General features: G+C 63.6%; 25 protein-coding genes. 18 read left to right on the top strand and 7 right to left on the bottom strand.

Translation table 11 applies throughout. The annotated features are described in order from the left end of the window. The first annotated feature begins 127 nt into the window (after positions 1-127). Both LDZ24_RS27065 and LDZ24_RS27060 read left to right on the top strand, forming a co-directional pair. The gene (locus tag LDZ24_RS27065) at positions 128-2,257 is read left to right on the top strand and encodes a PAS domain-containing sensor histidine kinase (protein ID WP_248324423.1); all 2,130 of its coding nucleotides are present in this window, start codon (positions 128-130) and stop codon (positions 2,255-2,257) included. Positions 2,258-2,377: 120 nt separating this feature from the next. Continuing rightward, complete coding sequence (locus LDZ24_RS27060) at positions 2,378-4,657, top strand: bifunctional diguanylate cyclase/phosphodiesterase (protein WP_248324422.1); 2,280 nt, start codon at positions 2,378-2,380, stop codon at positions 4,655-4,657. Positions 4,658-4,679: 22 nt separating this feature from the next. Here LDZ24_RS27060 and LDZ24_RS27055 read toward each other — a convergent pair whose 3' ends face one another. After that, complete coding sequence (locus LDZ24_RS27055) at positions 4,680-5,621, bottom strand: LysR family transcriptional regulator (RefSeq protein ID WP_248324421.1); 942 nt, start codon at positions 5,619-5,621, stop codon at positions 4,680-4,682. Between the two features lie 121 nt (positions 5,622-5,742). Between LDZ24_RS27055 and LDZ24_RS27050 the strand changes: the two genes are divergently transcribed. From LDZ24_RS27050 to LDZ24_RS27015, 8 genes are all read left to right on the top strand, one after another. Next, complete coding sequence (locus tag LDZ24_RS27050; protein WP_248324420.1) at positions 5,743-6,765, top strand: alpha/beta fold hydrolase; 1,023 nt, start codon at positions 5,743-5,745, stop codon at positions 6,763-6,765. A gap of 452 nt (positions 6,766-7,217) precedes the next feature. Next, on the top strand, positions 7,218-7,835 hold the full coding sequence (locus LDZ24_RS27045; RefSeq protein WP_248324419.1) for a CsgE family curli-type amyloid fiber assembly protein: 618 nt from the start codon (positions 7,218-7,220) through the stop codon (positions 7,833-7,835). A gap of 32 nt (positions 7,836-7,867) precedes the next feature. Continuing rightward, the gene (locus LDZ24_RS27040) at positions 7,868-8,317 is read left to right on the top strand and encodes a curli assembly protein CsgF (protein WP_248324418.1); all 450 of its coding nucleotides are present in this window, start codon (positions 7,868-7,870) and stop codon (positions 8,315-8,317) included. Positions 8,318-8,335: 18 nt separating this feature from the next. Further along, on the top strand, positions 8,336-9,256 hold the full coding sequence (locus LDZ24_RS27035; protein WP_248324417.1) for a CsgG/HfaB family protein: 921 nt from the start codon (positions 8,336-8,338) through the stop codon (positions 9,254-9,256). 4 nt (positions 9,257-9,260) lie between these two features. Beyond that, the gene (locus tag LDZ24_RS27030; protein WP_248324416.1) at positions 9,261-9,818 is read left to right on the top strand and encodes a hypothetical protein; all 558 of its coding nucleotides are present in this window, start codon (positions 9,261-9,263) and stop codon (positions 9,816-9,818) included. Between the two features lie 162 nt (positions 9,819-9,980). Then, positions 9,981-10,970, top strand: coding sequence for a hypothetical protein (locus LDZ24_RS27025; RefSeq protein ID WP_248324415.1), 990 nt, complete (start codon positions 9,981-9,983; stop codon positions 10,968-10,970). A 242-nt stretch (positions 10,971-11,212) separates the two neighbouring features. After that, a complete protein-coding gene (locus tag LDZ24_RS27020) occupies positions 11,213-12,337 on the top strand; it encodes a porin (RefSeq protein WP_248324414.1) in 1,125 nt (374 codons plus the stop codon). 57 nt (positions 12,338-12,394) lie between these two features. Continuing rightward, the gene (locus LDZ24_RS27015) at positions 12,395-12,727 is read left to right on the top strand and encodes a DUF2322 family protein (RefSeq protein WP_248324413.1); all 333 of its coding nucleotides are present in this window, start codon (positions 12,395-12,397) and stop codon (positions 12,725-12,727) included. Positions 12,728-12,799: 72 nt separating this feature from the next. Here the strand turns inward: LDZ24_RS27015 and kdgD are convergent, their stop codons facing one another. Further along, positions 12,800-13,717, bottom strand: a complete 918-nt coding sequence (gene kdgD / locus LDZ24_RS27010; protein ID WP_175945966.1) for a 5-dehydro-4-deoxyglucarate dehydratase — start codon at positions 13,715-13,717, stop codon at positions 12,800-12,802. 198 nt (positions 13,718-13,915) lie between these two features. Here kdgD and garD point away from each other — a divergent pair, with 198 nt between their 5' ends. The 4 genes from garD to LDZ24_RS26990 all read left to right on the top strand — a co-directional run bounded on the left by garD (position 13,916) and on the right by LDZ24_RS26990 (position 17,973). Then, on the top strand, positions 13,916-15,505 hold the full coding sequence (gene garD / locus LDZ24_RS27005) for a galactarate dehydratase (protein ID WP_248324412.1): 1,590 nt from the start codon (positions 13,916-13,918) through the stop codon (positions 15,503-15,505). A 198-nt stretch (positions 15,506-15,703) separates the two neighbouring features. After that, entirely contained in the window at positions 15,704-16,561 is an 858-nt protein-coding gene (locus tag LDZ24_RS27000) for an NmrA family NAD(P)-binding protein (protein WP_248324411.1), read from the top strand. A gap of 74 nt (positions 16,562-16,635) precedes the next feature. Next, positions 16,636-17,340, top strand: a complete 705-nt coding sequence (locus LDZ24_RS26995; protein ID WP_206470590.1) for a glutathione S-transferase family protein — start codon at positions 16,636-16,638, stop codon at positions 17,338-17,340. A 15-nt stretch (positions 17,341-17,355) separates the two neighbouring features. Further along, positions 17,356-17,973 carry a TetR/AcrR family transcriptional regulator gene (locus LDZ24_RS26990; RefSeq protein WP_248324410.1) on the top strand — a complete coding sequence of 206 codons (618 nt, stop codon included), beginning with the start codon at positions 17,356-17,358 and terminating at the stop codon, positions 17,971-17,973. 2 nt (positions 17,974-17,975) lie between these two features. On the opposite strand, the gene LDZ24_RS26985 is transcribed toward LDZ24_RS26990, so the two are convergent. Then, positions 17,976-18,617 (bottom strand): DUF1109 domain-containing protein, encoded by a 642-nt coding sequence (locus LDZ24_RS26985; protein ID WP_248324409.1) that lies wholly within the window; start codon positions 18,615-18,617, stop codon positions 17,976-17,978. Next, a complete protein-coding gene (locus LDZ24_RS26980; RefSeq protein ID WP_248324808.1) occupies positions 18,604-19,173 on the bottom strand; it encodes a sigma-70 family RNA polymerase sigma factor in 570 nt (189 codons plus the stop codon). Before LDZ24_RS26980 ends, LDZ24_RS26985 begins: the two co-directional genes overlap by 14 nt. 339 nt (positions 19,174-19,512) lie before the next feature. On the opposite strand from LDZ24_RS26980, the gene LDZ24_RS26975 reads away from it, so the two are divergent. The 4 genes from LDZ24_RS26975 to LDZ24_RS26960 all read left to right on the top strand — a co-directional run bounded on the left by LDZ24_RS26975 (position 19,513) and on the right by LDZ24_RS26960 (position 22,558). Beyond that, complete coding sequence (locus tag LDZ24_RS26975; RefSeq protein ID WP_248324408.1) at positions 19,513-20,142, top strand: cytochrome b/b6 domain-containing protein; 630 nt, start codon at positions 19,513-19,515, stop codon at positions 20,140-20,142. An 18-nt stretch (positions 20,143-20,160) separates the two neighbouring features. Then, the gene (locus LDZ24_RS26970) at positions 20,161-20,937 is read left to right on the top strand and encodes a molybdopterin-dependent oxidoreductase (protein ID WP_248324407.1); all 777 of its coding nucleotides are present in this window, start codon (positions 20,161-20,163) and stop codon (positions 20,935-20,937) included. A gap of 76 nt (positions 20,938-21,013) precedes the next feature. Further along, positions 21,014-21,244, top strand: coding sequence for a pentapeptide MXKDX repeat protein (locus tag LDZ24_RS26965; protein WP_248324406.1), 231 nt, complete (start codon positions 21,014-21,016; stop codon positions 21,242-21,244). 135 nt (positions 21,245-21,379) lie between these two features. Next, positions 21,380-22,558 (top strand): major royal jelly family protein, encoded by a 1,179-nt coding sequence (locus LDZ24_RS26960; RefSeq protein ID WP_248324405.1) that lies wholly within the window; start codon positions 21,380-21,382, stop codon positions 22,556-22,558. A 10-nt stretch (positions 22,559-22,568) separates the two neighbouring features. Here LDZ24_RS26960 and LDZ24_RS26955 read toward each other — a convergent pair whose 3' ends face one another. The 3 genes from LDZ24_RS26955 to LDZ24_RS26945 are packed head-to-tail and all read right to left on the bottom strand — an operon-like array spanning position 22,569 to position 25,212. Next, the gene (locus tag LDZ24_RS26955; RefSeq protein ID WP_248324404.1) at positions 22,569-24,020 is read right to left on the bottom strand and encodes an efflux transporter outer membrane subunit; all 1,452 of its coding nucleotides are present in this window, start codon (positions 24,018-24,020) and stop codon (positions 22,569-22,571) included. A gap of 14 nt (positions 24,021-24,034) precedes the next feature. Then, complete coding sequence (locus tag LDZ24_RS26950; protein WP_248324403.1) at positions 24,035-25,006, bottom strand: HlyD family secretion protein; 972 nt, start codon at positions 25,004-25,006, stop codon at positions 24,035-24,037. After that, the gene (locus tag LDZ24_RS26945) at positions 25,003-25,212 is read right to left on the bottom strand and encodes a DUF1656 domain-containing protein (RefSeq protein ID WP_248324402.1); all 210 of its coding nucleotides are present in this window, start codon (positions 25,210-25,212) and stop codon (positions 25,003-25,005) included. The genes LDZ24_RS26950 and LDZ24_RS26945 overlap by 4 nt, the downstream gene beginning before the upstream one ends. Positions 25,213-25,244 lie beyond the last annotated feature (32 nt).

Here is a 25,244-nt window from a genome sequence, read left to right as displayed (position 1 = left end):
AGCGCGGCGCGCATGACGTCAAGCGTCTTTTTTGCGCGTGCGAGCGCAATAGCCCTTATGCTCTCGCATGAAGCGCGCGGCTCTTGAGTGAGGCTCCGTGCGCAAAAACTCGACAAAAAGGCCGGCCTTGACGTCTACCACCATCGATTCAATTCAGCTCGATTCATGGGTCGGGGAGACAGCCCGCGCCATTCGCGATTTCGACTGGTCGACCACGCCGCTCGGCAGCATCGGCGAATGGCCGCAGGCGCTGCGCTCCGTCGTGCAGGTGATGCTGCGCAATGCGTTGCCGATGGCCGTGCTATGGGGCGAAGAGGGCACCTTGCTCTACAACGACGCGTACGCGAAGTTCTCCGGCGTGCGGCATCCCGGCATTCTCGGCATGCCGATCGAGCAAGCCTGGCCGGAAGCGTCGGAGTTCAACCGCAATGTCGTGGACTCGTGCTTGAGCGGCGAATCGCTGTCGTACCACGACATCGGCTTCGTGCTCGCGACCCACGGCCGTCCGGCGCAAGTGTGGCTCGATCTGCACTACAGTCCCGTAGCTTCCGACGACGGCACGCCCGCGGGCGTGCTTGCCATCGTCGTCGATACGACCGAGCGCGTGCTGCTCGAACACAACCGCGCGGTCGCGGAAGCCGCATTGCGCGAGGCCAACGACCGCCTGAATCTCGCGCTCAACTCGGGCGCCGTGCTCGGCGTGTTCGTGTGGGAGATCGGGTCGAACCGCGTGCTGGGCGACGAACGCTTCGCGCGCACGTTCTCGGTTCCGTTCGAACAGATAGCGGAGGGCTGGCCGCTGGAAGCCGCGCTCGACATCATGCATCCGGCGGATCGCGCGCATGTGCACGAGTCGATCGAGCGCACCGTGCGCGACGGCGTGCCGTATCGCGCGGAATACCGCATTCGCACGCCCGGCGGCGGATGGATGTGGATTCTCGCGAGCGGCCGCTGCGACTACGACGAACGCGGCCGGCCTTTGCGCTTTCCTGGCGTCCTCGTCGACATTCACGATCGCAAGATCGCGGAAGAGAGCCTGAAGGAACTCACGCGCGGGCTCGAAGACAAGATATCGGAGGCGGTCGCCGCGCGCATCGCGGTGGAAGCGCAACTGCGTCAGAGCCTGAAGATGGAGGCGCTCGGCGCGATGACAGGCGGCGTCGCGCACGACTTCAACAACACGCTGCAAGCCATCAGCGGCAATCTGCAACTGCTGCAGTATCTCCCGCCGATGGACCCGCGCGTGCCCGAGCGCGTGCATGCCGCGATGGAGGCCGTGGAGCGCGGCGCGAAACTCGCCTCGCAACTGCTGTCGTTCGCGCGGCGGCAGCCGCAGTCGCCGGTGGTCATCAATCCGCGCCGCCTGCTCGGTGAAATCCGCGAACTGTTGCAGCATGCCGTTGGCGCGTCGGTGTCCATCGGCACGCACTTGCCGGACGATGCCTGGAACTTCTGCGTCGACCGCAATCAGCTTGAGAACGCGCTGCTCAATCTCGCGATCAACGCACGCGACGCGATTCGCGGCGACGGCAAGTTCACGCTGACCTGCTCGAACGAAGTGCTCGACGAAGCGGCGTGCGAAGGCAAGGACGTGCGCCCCGGCGAATACGTGCGGCTCTGCGCATCCGACACCGGCGCGGGCATGGCGCCTCACGTGCTCGAACACGCGTTCGAGCCGTTCTTCACGACCAAGCCCGAAGGCCACGGAACGGGCCTCGGCCTGAGCATGGTGTTCGGCTTCGTGAAGCAGTCGGGCGGACATATCGACATATCGAGCACGGTGGGCTCGGGCACCACGGTCGAACTGTACTTTCCGCGCAGCTTCGAACAGGAAGCCGTGGCCGTGCCCGGCGGCCCGCTCGCCACGCAAACGGGCGGCGCGACGCTGCTCGTGGTGGATGACGATGCCGCCGTGCTCACCTCGACAGTCGCCATTCTCGAAGCCTTGCACTACACCGTGCTCAAGGCCGCGAACGGCGATGCCGCGATGAGCGTGCTGCAAAGCCGCGTCGGCGTGGACCTCATCCTGACCGACGTGGTGATGCCCGGCAAGATCAAGTGCGCCGATCTCGCGGAATGGGCGTTCGCGCAGCCGCGGCCCGTGCCCGTCATCTACGTTTCGGGCTACACGCGCGACATCATTCTGCGCGACGGCGTGCTGCGTCCCAATGTGACGCTGCTGAGCAAACCGTATCGCGCGGAGACGCTGGCGAGGGAAATCGCGTCGGCCTTAAAAGGCGTGCAGCACACGCATTGAGCGACACGCAAAGACAGGTTTCTCCGCATTTCTCCGGAGCATTGCCCGCCTCAAGACTTTCCGCATCGCGCCGTTAAGCAGCGAGCAACGCCGCACTCACGGCGGAAAGGGACTACGGCAGTGCAGGAAAGAGCGAGCGATTTTCTCGGAGCGATCGGCGATAGCGTCGCGCGGCGACTGCCGTACGTGGAACGCGCGCGCCGGTTCGACGCCTACGCGCTGGCGGTGCTGGGCGCGGCGCTCGTCGCGTGCGTGACGCCGTTCGTGCCGCATGCGTGCGCGCTTGTCCTGAGCGCGGCGTGCGCCGCAGCCGTGGCGGTCGTGCATTGCATGCTGCGATCGAAGCGGCAGCTCTTTGCCGCGCAGCAGTTCTCGAACGGGCTGCTTTCGATAGCCGAAGACTGCATCAAGCTGCTCGATCTCGACGGTCGCGTGATCTGCATTTCCGATGTCGGCGCGCGGCTCCTCGAAGCGGCGGATGCGAAGGAGATCGTCGGCATCGACTGGCTTGCGCTGTGGGACGGCGAAGACGCGCGGGCGGCATTCGAACACGCGAAGGCGGGCCGGTCCGTTTCGTTCTCGGGCGCCTGTCCGACGATGGCCGGCTCCCCGAAGTGGTGGACGTCCACGTTCGCGCCGGTCTATGGCGAAGAAGGCTGCGTCGTCGCGGTGCTCTGCAAGTCGCGCGATATCACGGCGGAAGTCGATCTCATCGAGGAACTGCGCGGCAATGCGCGCGTGCAGAAGGACATGGAAGACCATGTCGATGCCGTGTTCTGGACCGCGAGCCACGACTTCAAGGACCTGTTGCATGTGAGCTCGGCGTTCGAGCGCATGTGGGAAATGCCCGTGGCCGCGCTCGAAAGCGATAAGACCGCGTGGATGCAGCGCGTGCATGCCGAGGACATGCCGGGCCTGCGCGCCAAGATGCGCGATGCCGTGAATAGCGGCGCGCCGTCGCAGAGCTATTTCCGTTTGTGTCTTGCCGGCGACCGCACGCGCTGGGTGCGCGCGGACATCTATCCTGTCAGCGAAGACGGCGCGGTCTCGCGTGTGGTCAGCGTGTGCGTCGACGCGACCGAAGAACGCATGAACTTGCAGGCGCTCAATCGCCTTGCGAACACCGACAGCCTCACCGGACTGCACAACCGCAACGCGATGATGCATGCGCTCGTCGAGCGATGCGCGTCGGGCGAGCCGTTCGCGTATCTGTTCATCGACATCGACCGCTTCAAGTCCATCAACGATACGGCGGGCCACAGCGCGGGCGATGCCGTGCTCAAGGCGATTGCCGAACGCATCGGCGAGGCCATGCCGCCAGGCGCAGTGGCAGCGCGTGCGGGCGGCGACGAGTTCACTATCGTTCTTCCCGGCGCATTCGATCAGGAACGCATCGAGCGCGCGTGCAGACGGCTTGCGCTTGCCTGTAGCCGGCCGATCAAGGCAGGCTGCAAGACCGTCAACATGACATGCTCGATCGGCGTCGCGCTGTACCCCGAGCATGGCCGTACGCCCGAGACGCTGTTCATCAGCGCGGACATGGCCATGTATGCCGCGAAACGCGCGGGCCGCAACGCTTTTCGCGTGTTCGGCGAGCGCGAGAAGGACGACCTCGCGCGCGCCCATCTCGAGACTGAGTTGCACGGCGCCATTCGCGACAACCAGTTCGTTCTGCACTATCAGCCGCAATACTCCATCCACACGGAAGGGCTCGTCGGTGTCGAGGCGCTATTGCGCTGGCAGCATCCGCTGCTCGGTCTCATTTCGCCGGCTGCGTTCGTGCCCGTGCTGGAAGAAAGCGGGCTCATCGTGGAGGCCGGGCACTGGATCATTCGCGAAGCCGTGCAGGCGGCACGGCGCCTTGCCGCATCCGTGCCCGAGGTGCGGTCGGTCGCGGTGAACGTGTCGCCGAAGCAGTTGCGCGATCCACGGCTCGTTCCCGTGCTTCAGCATGTCATCAAGCGATCGGGCATCGACGCGAATTGCATCACGCTCGAAATAACCGAGTCCGCGCTGATCGAGAATGTCGACGACGCGCAGGGTGTCCTGTCGAAACTGCGCGCGCTGGGCGTGCGCATCGCCATCGACGATTTCGGCACCGGCTATTCCAGCCTGAGTTATCTGGCGCGCTTCAGGCCGGATGTGCTGAAGCTCGACAAGTCCTTCGTCGATAACATCGCCACCGATGCGATGACGCGCACGGTGGTCGAAGGCGTGATCGATCTCGCGCACAAGCTCGGCGTGATCGTGGTGGCCGAAGGTGTCGAGACGCACGAGCAACTGGAGCGCCTCAAAGAAGCCGGTTGCGACAAGATGCAGGGCTTTCTGCGCTCGCGGCCGGTTGCGCTCGAAGCATTGCTGGAGCAGGCCGCTTGCGTGGAAGCAGACGGCGTGCGTTGAGGCTGCGCGCAACGCCGTCGCATCACTTTGCTGAGCGCTTGCGGCGCTTGTCACGTTGCGCGAACATCGGCATGGCGTCCAGCAGCCATGTGAGCAGCGCCTGCGGTCCGGCCGCGAGCGGCCTGCCCGCCTTCAACAGCACGCGCGCCTGAATGTTTTCGAAGACGGGATGCGCAATGGGCACGGTCTTCATCTCGCCGCTCGCAATCTCGCGATATGCAGCGAATGCACCGATCAACGTGATGAAGTCTCCCGCGCTCACGATGCGTTTCAATGCAGTGAGCGAGTTGGTCGTGAGCGTCGCGCGGATGGAGACGCCCTCCGCCAGTTCGACCATCTTCACGACATGGCCGATGCCGAACGTGGGCGGCATGAGCGCGAGCGGATAATCGCGCAGGTCGTCGACGCGCGCGACGCCGCCGCGTTCGACGAGCGGATGATCGCGCCGTGCAAGCAGTACCACTGGCTGCGCCGAGCTTGCGCGGACCTCGATGCGCGGGTGCGGCGGCGGGTTGTACCCAAGCCCGATATGCGCGCGGCTCTGCGCGACCTCCTCGATGATCTCATCGACGGCCAGCATCTCCACCGTTACGTCGAGGCCCGGATAACGCGCGCAGAACGGCGCGAGGACGTCGTCGACCAGCATGTCGACGTAACCCTCGCTCACCGCAAGCCTGATCTTGCCTTGCTGCAGCCCCTTCAACGCATGTAGCTGATCCTCCAGCTTCTCCTGCTGCGAACGATACCCGCGCCAGAATTCGAGCAGATGAAACGCAGCCTCCGTCGGCCGAACGCCGCGCGCCTGACGTTCGAACAGCAGCGTGTCGAGTTCGTCTTCGAGCAACTTGATTTGCCGCGCAATCACCGAAGGCGACGTGTTCAGACGATCCGCCGCGCCGCGAATGGTGCCGTGCGCGAGCACCTCGTTGAAGTAGCGCAGACGCTGCTGATTGATCTCTCGCATGACCCTGTGTCCGTCCGTGAGCGTTGTTCATCAAGCAACGATACGTGAACTTTGTTGCTCTTGCTCGGACGGCGCGACGCATCCATCATGCGCTCATCGACGACACTTTCGGGAGAGTGACATGACGGAGAACATCAACGGCTCGCGCCGCCGCCTGCTCGGTGCGACGATGGCAGGCATCGGCGCGATGCAGTTGGGCCTCAGCGGTCTCGTTCGCGCACAGTCGGCGGCGACAACGAGCGCGACTTCCTTTGCCGATATCCGTCAGATCAATGCCGGCACGCTCAATATCAGCTATGCGCAAGTCGGCCCCGAAAACGGTCCGCCGGTCATCCTCCTGCATGGCTGGCCGTACGACATTCATAGCTTCGTCGAAGTAGCGCCGATGCTTGCCGCCGCGGGGTATCGCGTGATCGTGCCTTATCTGCGCGGCTATGGCTCGACGCGCTTCCTCTCGGCCGATACGCCGCGCAACGGACAGCAGGCGGTCGTCGCCGTCGATATCATCGCGCTCATGGATGCGCTGCGCATTCAGAAGGCGCTCGTCGCGGGCTTCGACTGGGGCGCGCGCACGGCGGATATCGTCGCGGCGTTGTGGCCCGAGCGTTGCAAGGCGCTCGTGTCCGTGAGCGGGTATCTCATCGGCAGTCAGGAAGCGAATCGCGCGCCGTTACCGCCGAAAGCGGAGTACGCGTGGTGGTATCAGTTCTACTTCGCGACCGAACGCGGCCGCGCGGGCTATGAAGCGAATCGCCGCGCGTTCTCGAAGCTGATATGGCAAACGGCATCGCCGGAGTGGCATTTCGACGACGCGACGTTCGAGCGCTCGGCGCAGGCGTTCGATAACCCGGATCACGTCGCAGTCGTCATTCACAACTATCGGTGGAGGCTCGGGCTTGCCGAAGGCGAGCCGCAATACGACGCGCTCGAGAAGCGCCTCGCGGCCGCGCCGCCGATTACGGTTCCGACCATCACGATGGAAGGCGACGCGAACGCCGCGCCGCATCCGAACCCGTCCGCGTATGCAAAGAAGTTCACGGGCAAGTACCGGCATATCGACGTGGGCGGCGGCGTGGGACACAATCTGCCGCAGGAAGCGCCGAAGGCGTTCGCCGATGCGGTGATTGCGGTGGATCGCATGTGAGGTCAAACGCCACGCCGGCCCGCGTGGCTTTGCAATTCACTTAGACATGCAAAGCATTTGCGTGTCCCGATGCGCACGTCCTTCATCGCTTTCCGGTCCACCCACTACAGCCCGCCCGCGAAACCACGCGTGCGACCAACGAACGTCGCATTGCAACCACACTCTCGCGCAGTCACGACGGCTCGATCCCACACTATCGTTTGCGCAAACGTTTCGTCGGCGATCGAGCTCGCTCAACTTCATTCAATCCCCGAGCGCATTACAAAAATCGAAACTTTCCTCAGACTAATGTGGCGCATGCCACATATCGACTCGGCCGTTTTACGCAAAATCCGTTCCGTCTAACGAATAACAACAAGCAACGTCTGAAGGCGGCACCATAGCGGCCAAGGACATACGGGGAAGTCATGCAGCGAGAGAGAAAGCAGCCTGGCCAAAGGCGTGCAATCGCAGTGTGCATCATTGCTTTATCGGCCGTAGCAAGCCACGCATATGCTCAGGACGCCGAATCGGTCCCGGCCGCGCATGCAGAGCCGTCCGTTGCCGCGCAGCCGCTCATTTCGCTTCCGACGACGCCGACGCCGAGTCCGGTCGGCAAGACGACGCCGCTGCCCGCCGCGAACGGTGCGCCGCTTTCGCCGCGCGGCACGGTGAACGCATCCGAGTCGCTGGAGAAGAGCGCGACGCTCGCGGGAACGCCACGCGCCCGTACAGCCGATGTCACGGGCCAGAAGCCGCTCGACGATGCGCTCGGCGGTGTCGTCACCACCGACACGGTGACGCTCGCGGGACAGGACTTCTATAACTGGTTCGCGCAGGCATGGAGCGCGATTCCGTTGAGCGAGCGTTACGTCGTGTCGGTCCACGAGCGTCCTTCCGCGCGCTACGGCAGCCTCGTATGGGTCGAGTTCGGTCAGCGTCGCGTCTTTCAGGCGTTCTTGCCGATCGCGCGGGCCAACGTGCGGCCGGTGGCTGAAGGCGCGGCACAGGTGGCGTTCCAGAACGTCATGCAGGCAGACCTCACACGCCTGCTCTTTCGCGACGCCGACATGGCGAACGACGAACTCTAATAAAAGCAACACGGCCAACTACGGGGAACACGATGAAAACCAAGGCGCTTGTCCGCAGCGCGATGCTCGCCTGCGCGCTCTCGATGCCGCTTATGATGCCGCTTGCCGCTCACGCGACGACGCTCGTCTATGAGCCGGTGAATCCCAACTTCGGCGGCAATCCGCTCAACGGCGTGAATCTGTTGAACGAAGCGAACGCGCAGAACAAATACAAAGATCCGTCGCTCGCGGATTACGGCACGAGCGGACAGTCCACGCTCGATCAGTTCAACACGCAGCTGCAGCAGGCGATTCTGTCGCGCGTGGCGTCGTCGATTTCGAGTTCGATCGTGGGCACCGACGGCACGCTGCATCCGGGCACCATCAACACGGGCAACTTCTCGATTGCGATCACGCAAGTCACCGGCGGCAATCTGCAAGTGACGACGACCGACAAGACGACCGGCGCATCCACCACTTTCATTGTCGGCAACGGCCAGTAAGACGAGCGCACATCAGCTATGAACAACAAGACATTTCGGACCGCCGCGCTCGGCGCCACGCTTGCTGCCGCGATGCTGCTCACCGGCTGCGTGACCGCGCCGATGCCTTCGGCAGGCAACGCCACGCTGACGCCGCCGACACGCGTCACGCGCGATCTCACGCATCTGCCGCCGCCGAAGGGCAAGATCTATGCAGCCGTGTACGGCTTTCGCGACCTGACCGGTCAATACAAACCGTCGCCGGACAGCTCGTTCTCGTCGCAAGTCACGCAAGGCGGCGCGTCGTTTCTGGTGAAGGCCATGCGCGATTCCGGCTGGTTTCAGCCTGTCGAACGCGAGAATCTTCAGGACCTGCTGACCGAACGCAAGATCATGCGTGCGCTCGAAACGCCCGACGACAAGAAGAACGCGATACCGCAGATCGGCGCGCTGGCGCCAGCGAATATCGTGCTGGAAGGCGGCATCGTCGGCTATGACTCGAACATCCGCACGGGCGGCGCGGGCGTCGCGTATCTCGGCATCTCGGCGTCGCAGCAGTATCGCGTCGATCAGGTGACCGTGAACCTGCGCGCGGTGGATATCCGCAACGGCACCATTCTCAATAGCGTATCGACGACCAAGACCATCTACTCGATTCAGGTCGATACGGGCGTGTATCGCTTCATCGGCTTCAAGGATCTGTTGCAGGCCGAGATCGGCATGACGCGCAACGAGCCGCAGCAGTTGTGCGTGAACGAGGCGATCGAATCGGCACTGGTGCATCTGATCGTGCAGGGCGTGGCGAACCAGACGTGGGCGCTCAAGGACATGAAGGACTGGTACGACCCGACGATGCAGCGTTATCTCCAGGAAAACCAGGGTTACGCGCAGACCATGGAAGACGTGAACCCGCCGTATAGCGCGGTGAAGATCGATCCGCCGAAGACATTGGGAAGCTGATGCGATGAACAAGCCTAACGAAGTGATACCGCCGCGCGCGCCGTGGCGGGCGTCGAAAGTCGCGCTGTGCGCCGGCGTGTTCGCGGTCGTGAGCCTTTCGCTTGCCGTGTTCGCAGCGGACCTTTCGCCGGTGTCGGACTTCGGTCCCGCGGAGCCGGGCCTCGGCGGCGCGACGCAGGTTGCACGCGTCGCGCAGCACGGCGCCAACAATCGCGTCACCGGCATTCAGGCGGGGCAGAACGGCCTCGTCGTGAATCAGGCGGGCATCGCGAACGCGGCCGTGACGGCGCAGGCCGGCAACGACAACTGGTCGGTCGTGCAGCAAGGCGGCAACGCCAATCAGTACAACGGCTATCAGGCCGGGCAGTACAACCGGTCGATGTCAGTGCAAAGCGGTAGCGGCAATGCAGCAACGGTGACGCAGATCGGATCTTCGATGTCTTCGCAAGTGACGCAACTCGGCAACAACAACGAAGTGTCCATCCTGCAAAGCCGCAACGGAGCGGGGCTCCAGGTGATGCAGAACGGCAACGGCGCGCGGGCGTCGGTGCTGATGAAGTAACCCGTTTTTCGGCCTTGGCGACATGTCACGGCGCGAGGAGACCGTAGTAAGTAGTACGTAGGGAATAAGAGGGCGCAGTTCGGTCGCAACGGAGGGCAGCAGGGGCTGCCAGCCGTCGGTAATAAAGAAGTCACTCAAAACTCAAACCACGAGGCTATAAAAATGAAAGTCAAGGCAATCATCATCGCTATGGGTCTGGCAACGCTGGCTTCGACGTCGGCTTTCGCAGTGGACGGTTCCACCGGCGAAAAGGCGTTCGTTTCGCAATTCGGCACGGGCAACACGGCTAAGGTCGACCAGCAGAAGTCGAGCTACGACAACGTGACGGTTCTGCAAAGCGCCAACAGCGCGAACGCGGATGTCGAGTCGAAAAACGGCGGTTACAACACCACGACGATCCAGCAAAGCAGCGCGCAAGCCTCGTCGAACGAGACGGCGACCGTGAAGCAGGACACGACTGTCGGTAACACGACGTCGATCACGCAGACCGTCGGCTCGGACAAGGCACTGGTCGAAACGACGGGTGGCGGTTACAACACCATCGCGATCAATCAGGCAGGCACGGGTTCCGGCACGGACTCGCACGTCGTGCAGACGAACGAGTGGCATGACAACATGATGATCAAGCAAACCGGCGCGGCCATCGCCAATACGGATTCGAGCAACGGCGGCTACAACACGACGACGATCAGCCAGATCGGCTCGGCGAACGTGAATCTGGCCAACGTGCTTCAGATCGGCGCGGCCAACGAAACCACGACCATTCTGCAAACCGGCGACGGCAACGGCCACGCTTATGTGAACCAGCATTATTCGGCGAATGACCAGGCCGGCATCGTGCAGAACGGTAATGACCAGACTGCCTCGATCGACCAGAACTTTGGTTCGGGCAACAAGGCCGGCGTGCTGCAATTCGGCAAGAAGAACGAAGCACACCTCCTTCAGGACGCCTCGTTCGAATCGACCTTGCTGGCTGCTCAGATCGGCGACGAGAACTACATCTCGGCTTCGCAAACCGGCTACGGCAACTTCGGTTTGATCGGTCAGGCGGGCAGCACCAACTCGGCGACGGTCACGCAAGCCGGCACGGGTAACGTCGCGATCGTGTCGCAAAGCGGCTCGGGCAACAAGACGACCATCGCACAGCACTAAGCACGATAAGAGCATCATCGGTTGAATTTCGGGCGGTAACGGCTTCGAGCCGTTATCGCCCGTTTTTGCTTTCAGGCGGAACCGACGCGAGTCTGATCGACGCGCACTTGGTACGCCGCCGCGCGCTTCAAGCAGTCACCTCGGCCAAGGGCAGTCCTGCAAGCTTCGCCGGATGATGCTACGTTCCCGGCTAGGTCCGCCGGCGCCGCTCCGGCACGCCCAATACGAGGAGCATCGCAATAATGAAAGCCATCCACATTCGTTTCTCCGTCGCGGCGGGGTTTAGTCTGCTCGCATCCGCCACCGCCTGCGCCCAATCCAGCGTCACGTTATACGGCCGGCTCGACGGCGGCATCGAATATCTGAATCACGTTGCCAACGGCGCAGGCGGCAATGCCACGCGATGGAGCGCGGAAGGCGGCGACTGGGGCACGAGCATGCTCGGTCTCAAAGGCGTCGAAGACCTGGGCGGCGGCATGAGCGCCGTCTTCAACCTGGAAACCGCGCTGCAGATCATGAACGGCAGAACGGGCGGCGACCGCATGTTCTCGCGGCGCGCCTATGTGGGCATCAATTCGAAAACCTGGGGCCAGATTCAGGCAGGCCGCAATCTTTTCATCGACAGTGACGGCGTCTGGGAGTTCGATCCGATGGTGCAGGAAGCGGTGTCCTCGGCATCGCTCGTGCGCGGACGCAACTGGCAGCAGACGAGCAATAACGTCGAATACCATAGCCCCGTATTTCATGGCTTCGATGTTCAGGGCCAGTATGCGTTCGGCAATCAACCCGGTGCATTCAACAGCGGCGCGCCGGGCGAGTTCGGGCGCTCCGAAGGCATCATGCTCACGTATCATTCGCCGCTTCTCGATGTACGCGGCATCTACGACGAGTTGCGCGACCAGAATGGGCGCATGAGCAATATCTTCGCGTCGTCGCGGGAATACTTCGTCGGCGCTAACCTGAAGGTCGACAAGTTCAAGATCCAGGCCGCCTATACGCACTACGCGGCGCCCGATACGCCAGCAGGCATCGCCGATAGCGCGGACCATTACTGGCTCGGCGCGACGTATCAGGCGACGCCGCAATGGGCCGTCACCGCAGCGGGCTTTTATGTTCATGTAGGCGAGGGCGCGGGCGACGCCTCGCACGATCCCGCGAGTCACGCCATGCTGTATTCGCTCGGCACCACGTATAACTTCACGAAGCGCACGTTCGTCTACGGCACCGTGGCCTATGTGCGCAACAGCGCGAACGGCACGTTCTCCGTATTCGCGACGCCGCGTAACTCGGACGCCAGCACGAGCACGAGCCCGCTCGCCGGCGAATCGCAGACCGGCGCATATGTCGGCCTCATGCACATCTTCTGATGCGTGAATCGATTAAGATACTCCGCCTCATTCACCGACCATGACGGAGCCTCTTTCGTGATTCAGCCGAGCAGCGTATTCAAGGACAACCTCGCGCAACTGCCTTCGATCGAAGGCATCGAGCGTATCGATTTGATCGATGCGAAAGGCGATGTCGTCGCGAGCATCGAGAACAAGCCGGGCAAACAAGGCTCGCTCGCGGTCTATCACTACCTGAAAGAGACGTTCGGCACGCTGAACGCGCCGGCCGCCGAGCACGGGTTGCTCGTATTCGCAGAACATACGGCGGACGCGCGCAATCGTCCGGGCGCGCATCCCAATGTGGATCGTCTGCTCGAGATCGCCTCCGGTGGCGATGCAGTCGAGTTGCGCATTGTCGCGGCTTCCTGAGCGCCAGTTGAAACGCCCCGAGCGCCGCAGCAAGATCCGGCGCTCGGGGCGTGTTGTCGAAGCGAACGCGAGTTACTGCGCGCCGAGCTTCTTGATCAATGCATCGAGCTGGCTCATTTCTTCATCGGTCAGATCGGTGAGCGGCGCGCGCACCGGACCGGCATCGTGTCCGACGAGCTTCGCGCCGGCCTTCACGATACTCACGGCATAGCCCGGCCGACGATTGCGAATGGCCAGATACGGCAGGAAGAATTCGTCGATCAGCTTGCCGGTGGTCTCGTGGTCGTTGGCCGCGATCGCGCGGTAGAACTGCATCGCCGTCTTCGGGATGAAGTTGAACACCGCCGACGAGTACACCGGCACGCCCAGCGCCTTGTACGCCGCCGCGTAGACTTCTGCGGTCGGCAGGCCGCCGAGGTACGAGAAGCGGTCGCCGAGGCGGCGGCGAATCGTCACCATCGCTTCGATCTCGCCGACACCGTCCTTGAAGCCGATGAGGTTGGGGCAGCGATCCGCGAGACGCTCCAGCATGTCGGCGTTGAGCTTCGAATTCGCGCGGTTATAGATGATGACGCCCAGGTTCGGCACGGCCTTGCACACTTGTTCGGCGTGCGCCGCGATGCCTTCCTGGGAGGCTTCCGTCAGATAGTGCGGCATCAGCAGAATGCCTTGCGCGCCGTTCTTCTCGGCTTCCTGCGCGAAAGCGATGGCCGTGCGCGTCGGGCCGCCCGCGCCCGCGAGAATCGGCACCTTGCCTTTGCAGACTTCGGTGGCCGTGCGCACGATCTGCGAATATTCAGGCTGCGTCAGCGAGAAGAACTCGCCCGTGCCGCCCGCGACGAACAGCGCCGACGCACCGTACGGCGCGAGCCATTCGAGACGTTCCGCGTATGTATCGGCGCGAAAGTTGCCTTGGGCGTCGAAGTCAGTCACGGGGAAAGAGAGCAGGCCCTCGGATACGATTTGCTTGAGTTCTTGCGGTGTCGTCATGATCTATGTCTCGTTTGGCAGCGTCAGGCGAATGCAGCGCTTATAGGTCATCGTACAACATGCCCGCGCTGTCGGCAACTGATGTACCGTGACGCCGACTATTTCGCGGGTATACACCGAGCCAAACCGAGACAATGTGTTGTAGGATGACATAACTCCAAGACGGCGCGGGCCGTCATGCATCAGGGATCATCAAAAATGAATCAGCCGCCGCTCTATATACGCGTGCACCCCGAAGACAACGTGGCGATCGTCGTGAACGACGGAGGGCTCGGCGAAGGCGCGACGTTCGCCGATGGGCTCGTGCTGCGCGAACGGGTGCCGCAAGGTCACAAGGTGGCCCTCACCGATCTCGCGGAAGGCGATGCCGTGATCCGCTACAACGTGGTCATCGGCTATGCGCTGAAGGATCTGCCCAAAGGTAGCTGGATCAACGAGCACCTGTTGCGCATGCCGACGCCGCCCGAACTCGACGATCTGCCCGTCGCGACCATCAAGGCGCCCGACACGTCGCCGCTCGAAGGCTTCACGTTCGAGGGGTATCGCAATGCGGACGGCAGCGTGGGCACGCGCAACATCCTCGCGATCACGACCACCGTGCAGTGCGTCGCGGACGTCGTGCAGCACGCGGTCGATCGCATCAAGGCGGAACTGCTGCCGCGCTACCCGAATGTCGATGATGTGGTGAGCCTCGGCCACACCTACGGCTGCGGCGTCGCCATCGAAGCGCCGGACGCGATGGTGCCGATCCGCACCGTGCGCAACATCGCGCTGAACCCGAACTTCGGCGGCGAAGTGATGATGGTGAGCCTCGGCTGCGAAAAGCTCCAGCCCGAACGCCTGATGCCGCCCGGCACCATACCGATCGCGGCCGCCGCGCTCGACGACGCCATTGCCGATATCGGCGACATGGAAAGCGAGGCGAACGGCGGCGCGGTGGTGCTGCAGGACGAGGGACACGTCGGCTTTCAGTCGATGATCGATTCCATCATGCTCATGGCCGAAACGCATCTGAAGCGGCTCAACAATCGTCGCCGCGAGACATGTCCGGCATCGGATCTGGTCGTCGGCGTGCAATGCGGCGGCAGCGATGCGTTCTCGGGTCTCACCGCGAATCCGGCGGTCGGCTTCGCGACGGACTTGCTCGTGCGCGCGGGCGCGACCGTGATGTTCTCGGAAGTGACCGAAGTGCGCGACGGCGTCGCGCAACTCACGGCGCGCGCGGCGAATGGCGAAGTGGCCGCGGCCATCATCCGCGAGATGAAGTGGTACGACGATTATCTGAAGCGCGGCGGCGCGGACCGCAGCGCGAACACGACGCCCGGCAACAAGAAGGGCGGGCTGTCGAACATCGTCGAGAAGGCGATGGGGTCCATCGTCAAGTCGGGCAGTTCCACCATTTCGGGCGTGCTGTCGCCGGGCGAGAAGGTCAAGCAAAAGGGCTTGATCTACGCGGCGACGCCCGCGAGCGACTTCATCTGCGGCACGCTGCAACTGGCCGCGGGCATCAATCTGCATGTCTTCACCACGGGGCGCGGCACGCCGTACAGTCTCGCGGAAGTGCCGGTCATCAAGGTCGCGACGCGCTCGGATCTCGCGCGCCGCTGGCATGACCTGATGGACGTGAATGCCGGGACCATCGCGACGGGTGAGGCGAGCATCGCGGACGTGGGCTGGGAATTGTTCCGTCTGATGCTCGATGTCGCGAGCGGGCGCAAGCAGACGCGCGCCGAGAAGCTCAAGCTGCGCAACGCGCTCGTGCTGTTCAATCCGGCGCCGGTGACCTGAAGCACGCGTCGTTCTCGTAGTGTCGAAGCCCCGTTCGCGGCCTTGTTTTGCGGCCCTTTTTGCGAGCGGGGCTTTTTCATTGGTGCTGCCGCGTTATCAATGTAATGACGCGCACGGCATTTCACCCGCGCGGGCCGCCGCCTACCATGCGAGTCGTCGAAGAGAAGACATCAACCGATTCGCAAGGAGGAAGCAAACATGTACGCCATCACGGGTATCAGCGGACAAGTGGGCGGCGCGCTCGCCGATGCGCTGCTGCAAGCGGGACAAAGCGTTCGCGCGGTCGTGCGCGATGCAAAGAAGGGCGAGCCGTGGGCGGCGCGTGGCTGCGAGGTCGTGAACGCGCGCATGAACGATTCGAACGCGCTGGCGCAAGCGTTCGAAGGCGCGCACGGCGTGTTCATTCTGCTGCCGCCGCAGTTCGATCCGTCGCCTGGCTTTCCGGAAACGCGCGAAGTCATTGAAGCCGTCGTCACGGCGGTGCGGCGTGCAAAGCCGCGCAAGATCGTGTGCCTGTCGACCATCGGCGCGCAGGCGACAGAAACGAACCTGCTCACGCAGCATACGTTGCTGCAAGACGCGCTCATCGCGCAGCCGATACCCGTGACCTTTCTGCGCCCCGGCTGGTTCATGGAGAACAGCGAATGGGACGTGCAATCGGCCCGCGAAGAAGGTGTCGTTCATTCGTTCCTGCAACCGCTGGACCGCGCGATTCCGATGGTTGCTACCGAGGACGTCGGCAGAACGGCCGCGCGGTTGCTTATGGACGACTCGCACGGCACGCGGGTGATCGAACTCGAAGGCCCGCAACGCGTCAGCCCGCGCGATATCGCTGCGGCGTTCTCGGCCGTGCTCGGCAAGCCGGTCACCGCGCAAGCCGTGCCGCGCGAGAGTTGGCGCGACATGTTCGAGCAGCAGGGCATGAAGAATCCGATGCCCCGCATCCGCATGCTCGACGGCTTCAATGAAGGGTGGATCGACTTCGAAGAACATAGCGAAGACATCGTCAAGGGTGAAGTCGATATCGAGTCGGTCGTGCGCAAGCTCTGCGCGTGAGAGAAGCAGGCGTCGTTGCGCGTTTTGGAGCGAGCGATCTAAAATGATCGCCTGCCAAACCGGAGCGCGCTCGCATGATCCACTTCTACTTCCATCCCACGCCGAATCCCGCAAAAGTCGCGCTGTTTCTCGAAGAAGCGGGCGTGCCTTATGAACTGAAGCCAGTAGACACCAGCAAAGGCGAGCAGCATACGCCCGCATTTCGCGCGATCAACCCGAACGGCAAGGTACCCGCCATCGTCGATACGGAAGGCCCGGGCGGCAAGGAAGCCGTCGTGTTCGACTCGACCGCCATCCTTCTTTATCTCGCGGAGAAGACCGGCCAGTTCCTCGGCGCGCCGGAAGACCGGCCGCAGCTTCTGTCGTGGCTGATGTTCATCGCCACGGGTCTCGGGCCGTTCTCCGGCCAGGCCGTGCATTTCCAGCATGCGGCGCCCGAAGGGCTCGACTATGCGGTGAACCGCTATCGGCGTGAAGCGGACCGGCACTATCAGGTGCTGAACGATCGGCTCGCAGGTCGGGAGTACATCGTCGGCGATAGCTTCACCATTGCCGATATGTCCGCGTGGGGCTGGATCGACCGTGCGTCGCGTGTGTTCAAGACGACCGAAGCGCCGCTTGCCGCGTATCCCGAGTTGCAGCGTTGGTTCGCCGCCATCGACGCGCGCCCTGCCGTCGCGCGCGCTCGCGCATTGAACAAGCAGCACGCGTTCAAGACGGTCAACGACGAAGAGACGCGCCGCGCGTTGTTCCCGTCGAATTATCCGAAGACGGCTTGAAGGAGAAGCTCGATCATGCCGCGTCCGCGTGAATTCGACGAGGAAGCCGCGCTCGATGCGGCCACCGCTCAATTCTGGTCGCGCGGATATGAAGCGACTTCCGTGCGCGATCTCGCGAGCACGATGGGCGTCACGTCGGCCAGTCTCTACAACGCTTTCGGCGACAAGCGCGCGCTCTTCGAACGCGCGCTGAAACGCTACGTGGAGCACGGCTTTCGCGACCGCGTGCGGCGCTTCGAGCATCATCTGCCGCCGCGCGATGCGATTCTCGCGTTCTTCGACGAGATCATCGAACTGTCGGTGCGCGATCCGCATCGCAAGGGCTGTCTCGTCGTCAATTCGGCGCTCGAACTCGCGCCGCACGACCGTCAGATTCATCGCGTGTTGAGCGCGGTGCTGAAGGAGATCGAAGGCTTCTTCATGCGCTGCGTGCGCGCGGGACAGGACGACGGGACCATCGCTGCTACCTTATCGGCCGACGATATCGCCAAGGCTTTGCTCGCTTCGCTGATGGGCTTGCGCGTGCTGGCGCGGGTCAACCCGCGGCGCGACTTGCTCGAAGGCGCGGCGCGCCCGGTGCTCACCATGCTCGGCGCAACCAAGCGTCGCGCAAGAGTCCGCCGCGCGAGCTAGCGCTACCAGCGCAGCACGCGCGGCCCGAGCCATGCGCCGACGCCGGCCGGCAACAGCATGCCGATGGCATACCACACGCTCCAGAACGCGGGGCTCATCTCCGGACAATGCAGGCAATAGGCGATGGTCGCGAGCCCGCTCGACAGCAGGCCGGCCACCGCGCCCGTCGCGCGCAGATCAGTGGGCGCGAGGCTCCTCGCGGCGACAAACGCTGCGGGAAACGTCGGCACGGACAGCAGCACGATATTGAACGGACACGTGCGCCATGACTGCCCGAGCACGAGCGGCAAGCGTTCAGCGGGCGTCGCCTGACCGAGCACGAGCGCGCCCGCCAGCCACACGGCGATAAACGGCAGCATGATGATCGGCCACGCGACACCGCCGCGCGCGCCCGGGCGACCCAACCGCATCACGGCAATCAGCGCGCCGACCGCGACGCAAAGCGGAAACGCGAGCTTGGCCCAGAAGAGCGATGTCTGCGCGACGCTCGCCAGATCGCGGCGCAGTCCGTAGACCACGAGCATCAGCAGCACCGAGCCGATGAATCCGAGCGGCAGCGCCTGCGCGAAACGGCGGGCGACGGCCGCGCGATCGACACGCACATCGCCGGCTGCGAGCAGATCGATCAGATCATCGGTTCGCATCGGATTCCTCGCTTCTGAAGCCGCGAATGCGCGCGGCAAGCGCCTTGAGTCCGCGATGCACGCCCACTTTCACGGCGGATTCCGAGAGCCCCGTGAGTTGCGCGGTCTGCGCGACCGACAACCCTTCCAGCTTGACGTGCACGATCGGCAGCCGCTGCTTGTCCGGCAGTTGCTCCAGGAGCTTGCCGAGGTCGTGACGCGCTTGGGTCGGTTCGTCGTCGGTGACGGCAAAGAGATCGTCGTGATCGCCTAGGGGATCGTTGAGCGACTCGTGACGCGATCGCGCGCGAAAGAAGTCCATCAGCTTGTAGCGCGCGATGGCATGAATCCATGCAGTAAGCGGTTCTTCCATGCGATAGGTGTGACGTGCATTGTGCACTGCCAGCAAGATCTCCTGCACGAGGTCTTCCACGTCGTCGCGATGCTGCGGAATGCGCTTGCGCAAATAGCCGCGCAGATGCCGCGTCAGCGTCTGCAGAAAACCGCGATAGGCGTTCTGGTCGCCTTCGAGGCCGGAGCAAAGGAGCGTCTTCAGGCGATGTTCCGCGTCATGCAAGGCGAGTCCCGTGAAGGCAAGGCGACGGAAGGACGATGCGAGCGAACGCGGCGCGATGCAAACAGCAAGCGCGGCGTAAGCCCGATCGCGTTTTAGATCGAGCGTTTCAGAATAGCCGAAGCCACGGCGAGCGGCAATGCCGGCTGCCTTTGCGCCAATCGTTTTCATCGCATGCGTCGTTGGGGGCGGGTCGTTGCTTGCGTACGTTAGTTCGCTTGCGAAGCGCGCGCGGTTACAGCGCAGCGGCAAACCGCATCGAAAAATTTTCTCGATGCGCCCTGTAACCGCGCCGACGCGGCGAGCGAATTCACGAGTACATCACCCTTATCGGCCACGATCATGGACACGACACTCGACGCCCCGCCCGATAGCCTGCAACGCAAGCATCCGGTTCATCCGCTGTGGCTGCGCATCACGCATTGGCTCAACGCCGTGGCCGCGCTCATCATGATGTTCTCGGGCTGGCGCATCTACGACGCCTCGCCGGTGTTCGCGCGCATCGTCATTCCGCCTTCCATCACGCTCGGCGGCTGGCTCGGCGGCGCGCTCCAGTGGCACTTCGCCGCGATGTGGCTGCTCGTCTTCAACGGACTCGTGTATCTCGCGCTGAATGTCGCGAGCGGACGCATCTTCTCGAAGTTCTTTCCGTTATCGCCCCGCGCGGTCATGCATGACCTCGTTGCGGCGCTGCGCGGCAAGCTCTCGCACGAGAATCCGCGCGAGTACAACGCGGTGCAGAAGCTCGCGTACCTCGTGGTCGTGCTCGATCTCATCGTGCTCGTGCTGTCCGGTCTTGCCATCTGGAAGTCCGTGCAGTTTCCGTTGTTGCGTGAACTGATGGGCGGCTACGACAACGCGCGCGTCGTTCACTTCTGCGCGATGGCGGTCATGGCGGCATTCGTGGCCGTGCACCTCGTGATGGTCGCGCTCGTGCCGCGTTCGCTGCTTACCATGCTGCGCGGTCGTTGATCGAAGGGAGCCCACGCCATGAAGACTCACGGTAACAAGATCGCCACGCTCGACCGCGCATCCGTGCTCGCCGATGCCACGCGCGAGCTCGCCATGCCGTCGCGACGGCTCTTCGGCAAGCGCATGCTCACGCTCGGCGGGCTATCGCTTCTGACCGGTTGCTCGATCACCGACGAAGACTCCGTCACTACGTTTCTCGGCGCCGTCTCGCGCCTGAACGATCGCGTGCAGGCGTTGCTGTTCGACCCGACGCGTCTCGCGCCCACGTACAGCGAGGCGCAGATCACACGGCCTTTTCCGTTCAATGCGTACTACGGCATCGACGACGTGCCTCATGTGAATGGCGCGGACTACCGGCTGAAGGTGAGCGGTCTCGTGACGGGCCAGCGCGTCTGGACGCTGCCGGAGCTCTACGCGTTGCCTCACGCCGAGCAGATCACGCGGCATATCTGCGTGGAAGGCTGGAGCGCGATAGGGCGCTGGGGCGGCACGCCGTTCCGCGAATTTTTGCGGCGCGTCGGCGCGGACACGACTGCGAAGTACGTCGGCTTTCGCTGCGCCGACGACTACTACGAAAGCATCGACATGCCCACCGCGCTTCATCCGCAGACGCTGCTCACGTTCGAGTATGACGGCGAGCGTTTGCCCGCGAAATACGGCTATCCGATGAAGCTGCGCATGCCGACGAAGCTCGGCTACAAGAATCCGAAGCATATCGTCGAAATCTTCGTCACCAACACGTATCCCGGCGGCTATTGGGTCGATCAGGGCTACAACTGGTTCGGCGGTTCATGATCGCCGTGCTTTCGAATCCGGCGCGGCCGGAGCAGGTTCTCAACGCAGGTCCGCAGGTCCAACAAGGAGAAGTGAAATGAAACGAGTGATGACGGCAGTGTTCGCGGCGGCATTGGCAATCGGTGCATCGGCAGCTTGTGCGCAGGCGAGCGGCGCGATGTCCAACGATGCGATGTCGCACGATTCGATGAGCAAGGACGCCATGTCCCACGACAGCATGAAGAAAGACTCGATGAGCAAAGACAAGATGAAGAAGCACGATGCGATGAGCAAGGACCATCCCGCGTCCGGCGCAATGTCGCAGTAAGCCAGGCATCGAAGCTGGCCTGCGACGAGCACGCCAGCTTGACAGGCGTTTGCCGCGTACCTAGCATCAGTGAACCACCGTTTTTTAATCGCTTACAAAACCATAAGCGAGGAGCGGCGAGGCGAGGGACGCGCAATGAGCCACAACGATTCCCGGCAGCGCATGCGGCGGCACGTTCTTGCATCTTTAGGCGCGGGCCTGGCCGGTGTCCTGAGCGCCGGTCTGCCCGCGAGCGAAGCGGCCGAAGGCGAACCGCGCCTCGAAACCGTGGCCACGTTCGGCGATGACTTCAGGCTCGTCGGCATCGGCGTCTCGCGGCAGGGGCGCGTGTTCGCCACGGCGCCGGCATCGGTCAAACGGTCGCGCTACAGCATGGTCGAAGTCGATACGAAGACCGGCGCGCTGACGCCTTTTCCCGACGAAAGCTGGAACGTCTATAAGCCCGACGATGACGGCTCGAATCAATGGATATCGGTGCAGGCGTTGTGGGTCGATGAGCGCGACCATCTGTGGGCGCTGGACTCATCGCTCACGTCTGTCGATCAGACACGTCAGCCGCCGAAGCTGATCGAGTTCGATCTCGCCACGCGCAAGATCGTGCGCCGGTTCGACTACGGCAAGATCGTCACACCGAAAGACTCGCTCAACGATATCCGCATCGATCATAAGCACGGGTACGCGTTTATCAGCAATGCGGGCAATCAAGGCGGCGTCGTCGTGACGAAGCTTGATACCGGCGAATCGCGGCTCGTGCTGGCGGGCGACCGGTCGAGCGTCGCGGACCCGAACCAGCATCTGATGTTCGGCGATCGCATTGCGCGCAAGCTGGATGGCGGCGTGCTCGTGCTGCAAACTGATGGCATCGCGCTGTCGCCGGATCGCGAGTGGCTGTATTACCGGCCGTTGACGGATCACCATTACTGGCGCGTGCCGACAGCCGCGCTCATCGATGCATCGCTCTCCGCGCAAGAGCTCTCAGAGCGCGTGCAATATCTCGGCGATGGCGCCGAGACCGGCGGGCTCATCATGAGCGGCGCAGGCGTGCTGTACGGCGGCGATCTGGAGAACCGCACCGTCGTTGCGTTCGATGTTATGGAGCGTGACGGCAAGCCGGCGCTCGCGCAGAAAACCTTCGTCGGCAAGCATCCGCAACTTTCATGGGCCGATGGCTTTGCCATTGCGAACGGATACTTGTATATCGCGGACTCGCATCTGCACGAGTTGAACTTCTCGAATGGTTATCCTCGCGAAGGCAGGCTTGCTATCTTCCGAGCGCGCTTGCCGAAGCAGCCGGCGGATGGGCTCGCCGGATAAGCTCGGGCGACTACTTGCGCTGCGCGTTCGCCACGTCTTCGTCGCGTTCCCAGCCGCCGCCGAGCGCGAGGAACAGATTCACCTGATCCTGCGCGACCTGGCTCTCGGCCGCCGCCACCTGCGCGGCGACGCTCGTCAATGTGCGCGTGGCATCGAGATCGGCGACGAACGACTCGCGCCCGGCCGTATATAGCCGATGCGTTTCATCCGCCGATTCCACCGCCGACCGGTACGCGGTGCGCAGATTGTCGGCACGCGTCGCATCGGACGCATACGTCGCGAGACTGCTTTGCGTTTCGCGCAGCGCATTGAGCACCACGCCGTCGAAGTGCGCGAGCGCGCCGCCGGATGCGGCTTCGGCCTGCACCACGCGAGCGCGTTGCCCGTTGATCGGAAAGGTCCAGTTGATGAGCGGCCCGAACGCCCAGCGATTCGTCGTCGCGCCGAGCAAGTCTTCGGCCACGCCCACGGAACCGACCGACGCGCCGAAGCTCACCGATGGATACAGCGCCGCAGTCGCCACGCCGATGCGCGCGGTCGATGCCGCCAGTTGCCGCTCGGCTTGCCGCACATCGGGACGGCGCTTCAAGAGCGACGCGCCGTCGCCGACAGGGATCGGCTCGCGCAGCTTCGGCAGCTTGTCGCACGCGAGCGCGGCGGGGGGCAACGCGGACGGCGCGCGCGCGAGCAGCATCGCCAGCCGATACTGCGCCACGCGGCGGCGCGCGACGAAGCGCGGAATATCGGCCGCGAGCGTCTCGGATTGCGTCTGGCCGCGCGTGACTTCGGACTGATTGCTGCGGCCCGCTTCGCGCAGACGCTGCGTGAGTCGCACGCGTTCCCTCTGGAGTGCTAACGACTTCTGCGCGATGCGCAGTTCTTCCGCCGCCGAACACGATTCGACATACGCGCGCACGACATCGGCCACCACCGTGATGCGCGCGAGATCGACAGCGGCTTCCACCGCTTCGTCGTCGGCGCGGGCGGCTTCCACGCCGCGCTTCAGCTTGCCGAAGAGATCGAATTCATACGACACGCTCAGTTCCAGCGCGCCTTCATTCACGACCGGCAGCTTCTCGGTCAACAAGTACTGTTCCGCCGATTCCTGCGCCCGCTGGAACGCGACGGAACTGCGGCTCGAAAAGCTGCCTTGCCGGTTGGCGAATTCGACTTCGGCACGCGAACGCGCAAGGTTCGCGGCAGCGACGCGAATGTCCGCGTTAGAGATCAACGCTTCGCTCACGAGCTCGTCGAGCGCGGGATCGTCGTAGAGACGCCACCATTTCGAAGGCGCCGTGCCTTGCGTGACGGGCGCCTGATCCGCGCCGTCGATGGGCGCGTTCGCGTACGGCGTATTGACCGCTGCGCCTTCGGGCAGCTTGTAGTCCGGGCCGACCGTGATGCAGCCGCCGAGCACGAGCATCGACGCGAGCAGCGTCAGGCCGAGGCGCGGGCTTCTCATGCGTGCCGTGCGCTTCATTGCGATGCACCCGAAGCCGGCACATGCGCGGCGACCGGCGATGCCGGCGCCGTCGCGGACGCGGGCATGTTGCCCGACGCGGCGCGCGATCCGATGCTGGGACCGACGCCACGCACTGAGACGGTGGCCGTGCGCCCGGCGATCATGCGAAAGTCGGCGGGAATTTCATCGAGCGTCACGCGCACCGGAATGCGCTGCGCGAGCCGCACCCAGCTGAAGGCGGGGTTCACGTTCGGCAGCAGGCTCGAGCTCTGTTGACGGTCGCGATCCTCGATGGCCGCGACGATGCTCTGCACGTGTCCGCGCAACAGGTTCGGCTCGCCCATCACCTTGATATCGACCGGTTGCCCGATATCGATGCCGTGCAGCTTCGTCTCTTCGAAGTAGCCATCGACGCGGAAAGAGTGCATATCGACGACGGACAGCACCGCGCGTCCCGCCGAGACGAACTCGCCGATGCGCGGGGCGCGATCGTTGAGATAGCCGTCCACCGGACTCAGGATTTGAGTGCGTTGCAAGTTGAGGCGCGCGGTGTCGATGGCGACTTCGGCATCGGCGAGCGCGGCTGTGGCCTGCTCCACGCGCGAATGCGTTTCCTCGACCACTTCGCGCGCCACGAGGTTGCCGAGCGAGCGATTGCGCGCGTCCTCGCGCCGCGCCTGATCGAGCGTTGCGCGGCGTTGTTGCGCGGCGGCTTCGGCATTGCGCAGCGCGAGCGTGTAGCGCGCGCGATCGATGACGAAGAGCACGTCGCCGCGCTTCACCTGCTGGTTATCCACGACCTTTACATCGGTGATGAGGCCGGACACGTCGGGCGCGACCTGGATGACGTCGGCGCGCACGTGGCCATCGCGTGTCCACGGCGCGAACATGTAGTAATCGACCAGCTTCCACAACACGACGGCTGCAATGGCGACGACGATGAGCGTGAGCAGGATCTGCCCGACGGAGAACCAGGTTTTTTTCACGTGATGAGCCGATGCGAAACGATAACGACAAGCCCCAGCACCAGTACATAGATGCCGAGATCGAAAACGGAGCGATGCCACACGAAGCGATAAAAGCCTACGCGCGTGAGCACGGTGCGGATCACGAGGTTCAGCAGATACGCGACGAACATCAGCACGAGAACGGCCGGCACGAAGACGCCGAGAATGTCGATTTCGCCGATCATGCGAGCGAGTCCGGTGATGTGAATGGAGTGAG

The organism is Caballeronia sp. Sq4a, from assembly GCF_023170545.1.
Lineage (GTDB): Bacteria > Pseudomonadota > Gammaproteobacteria > Burkholderiales > Burkholderiaceae > Caballeronia.
This window is presented reverse-complemented; position numbering and strand designations above follow the sequence as displayed.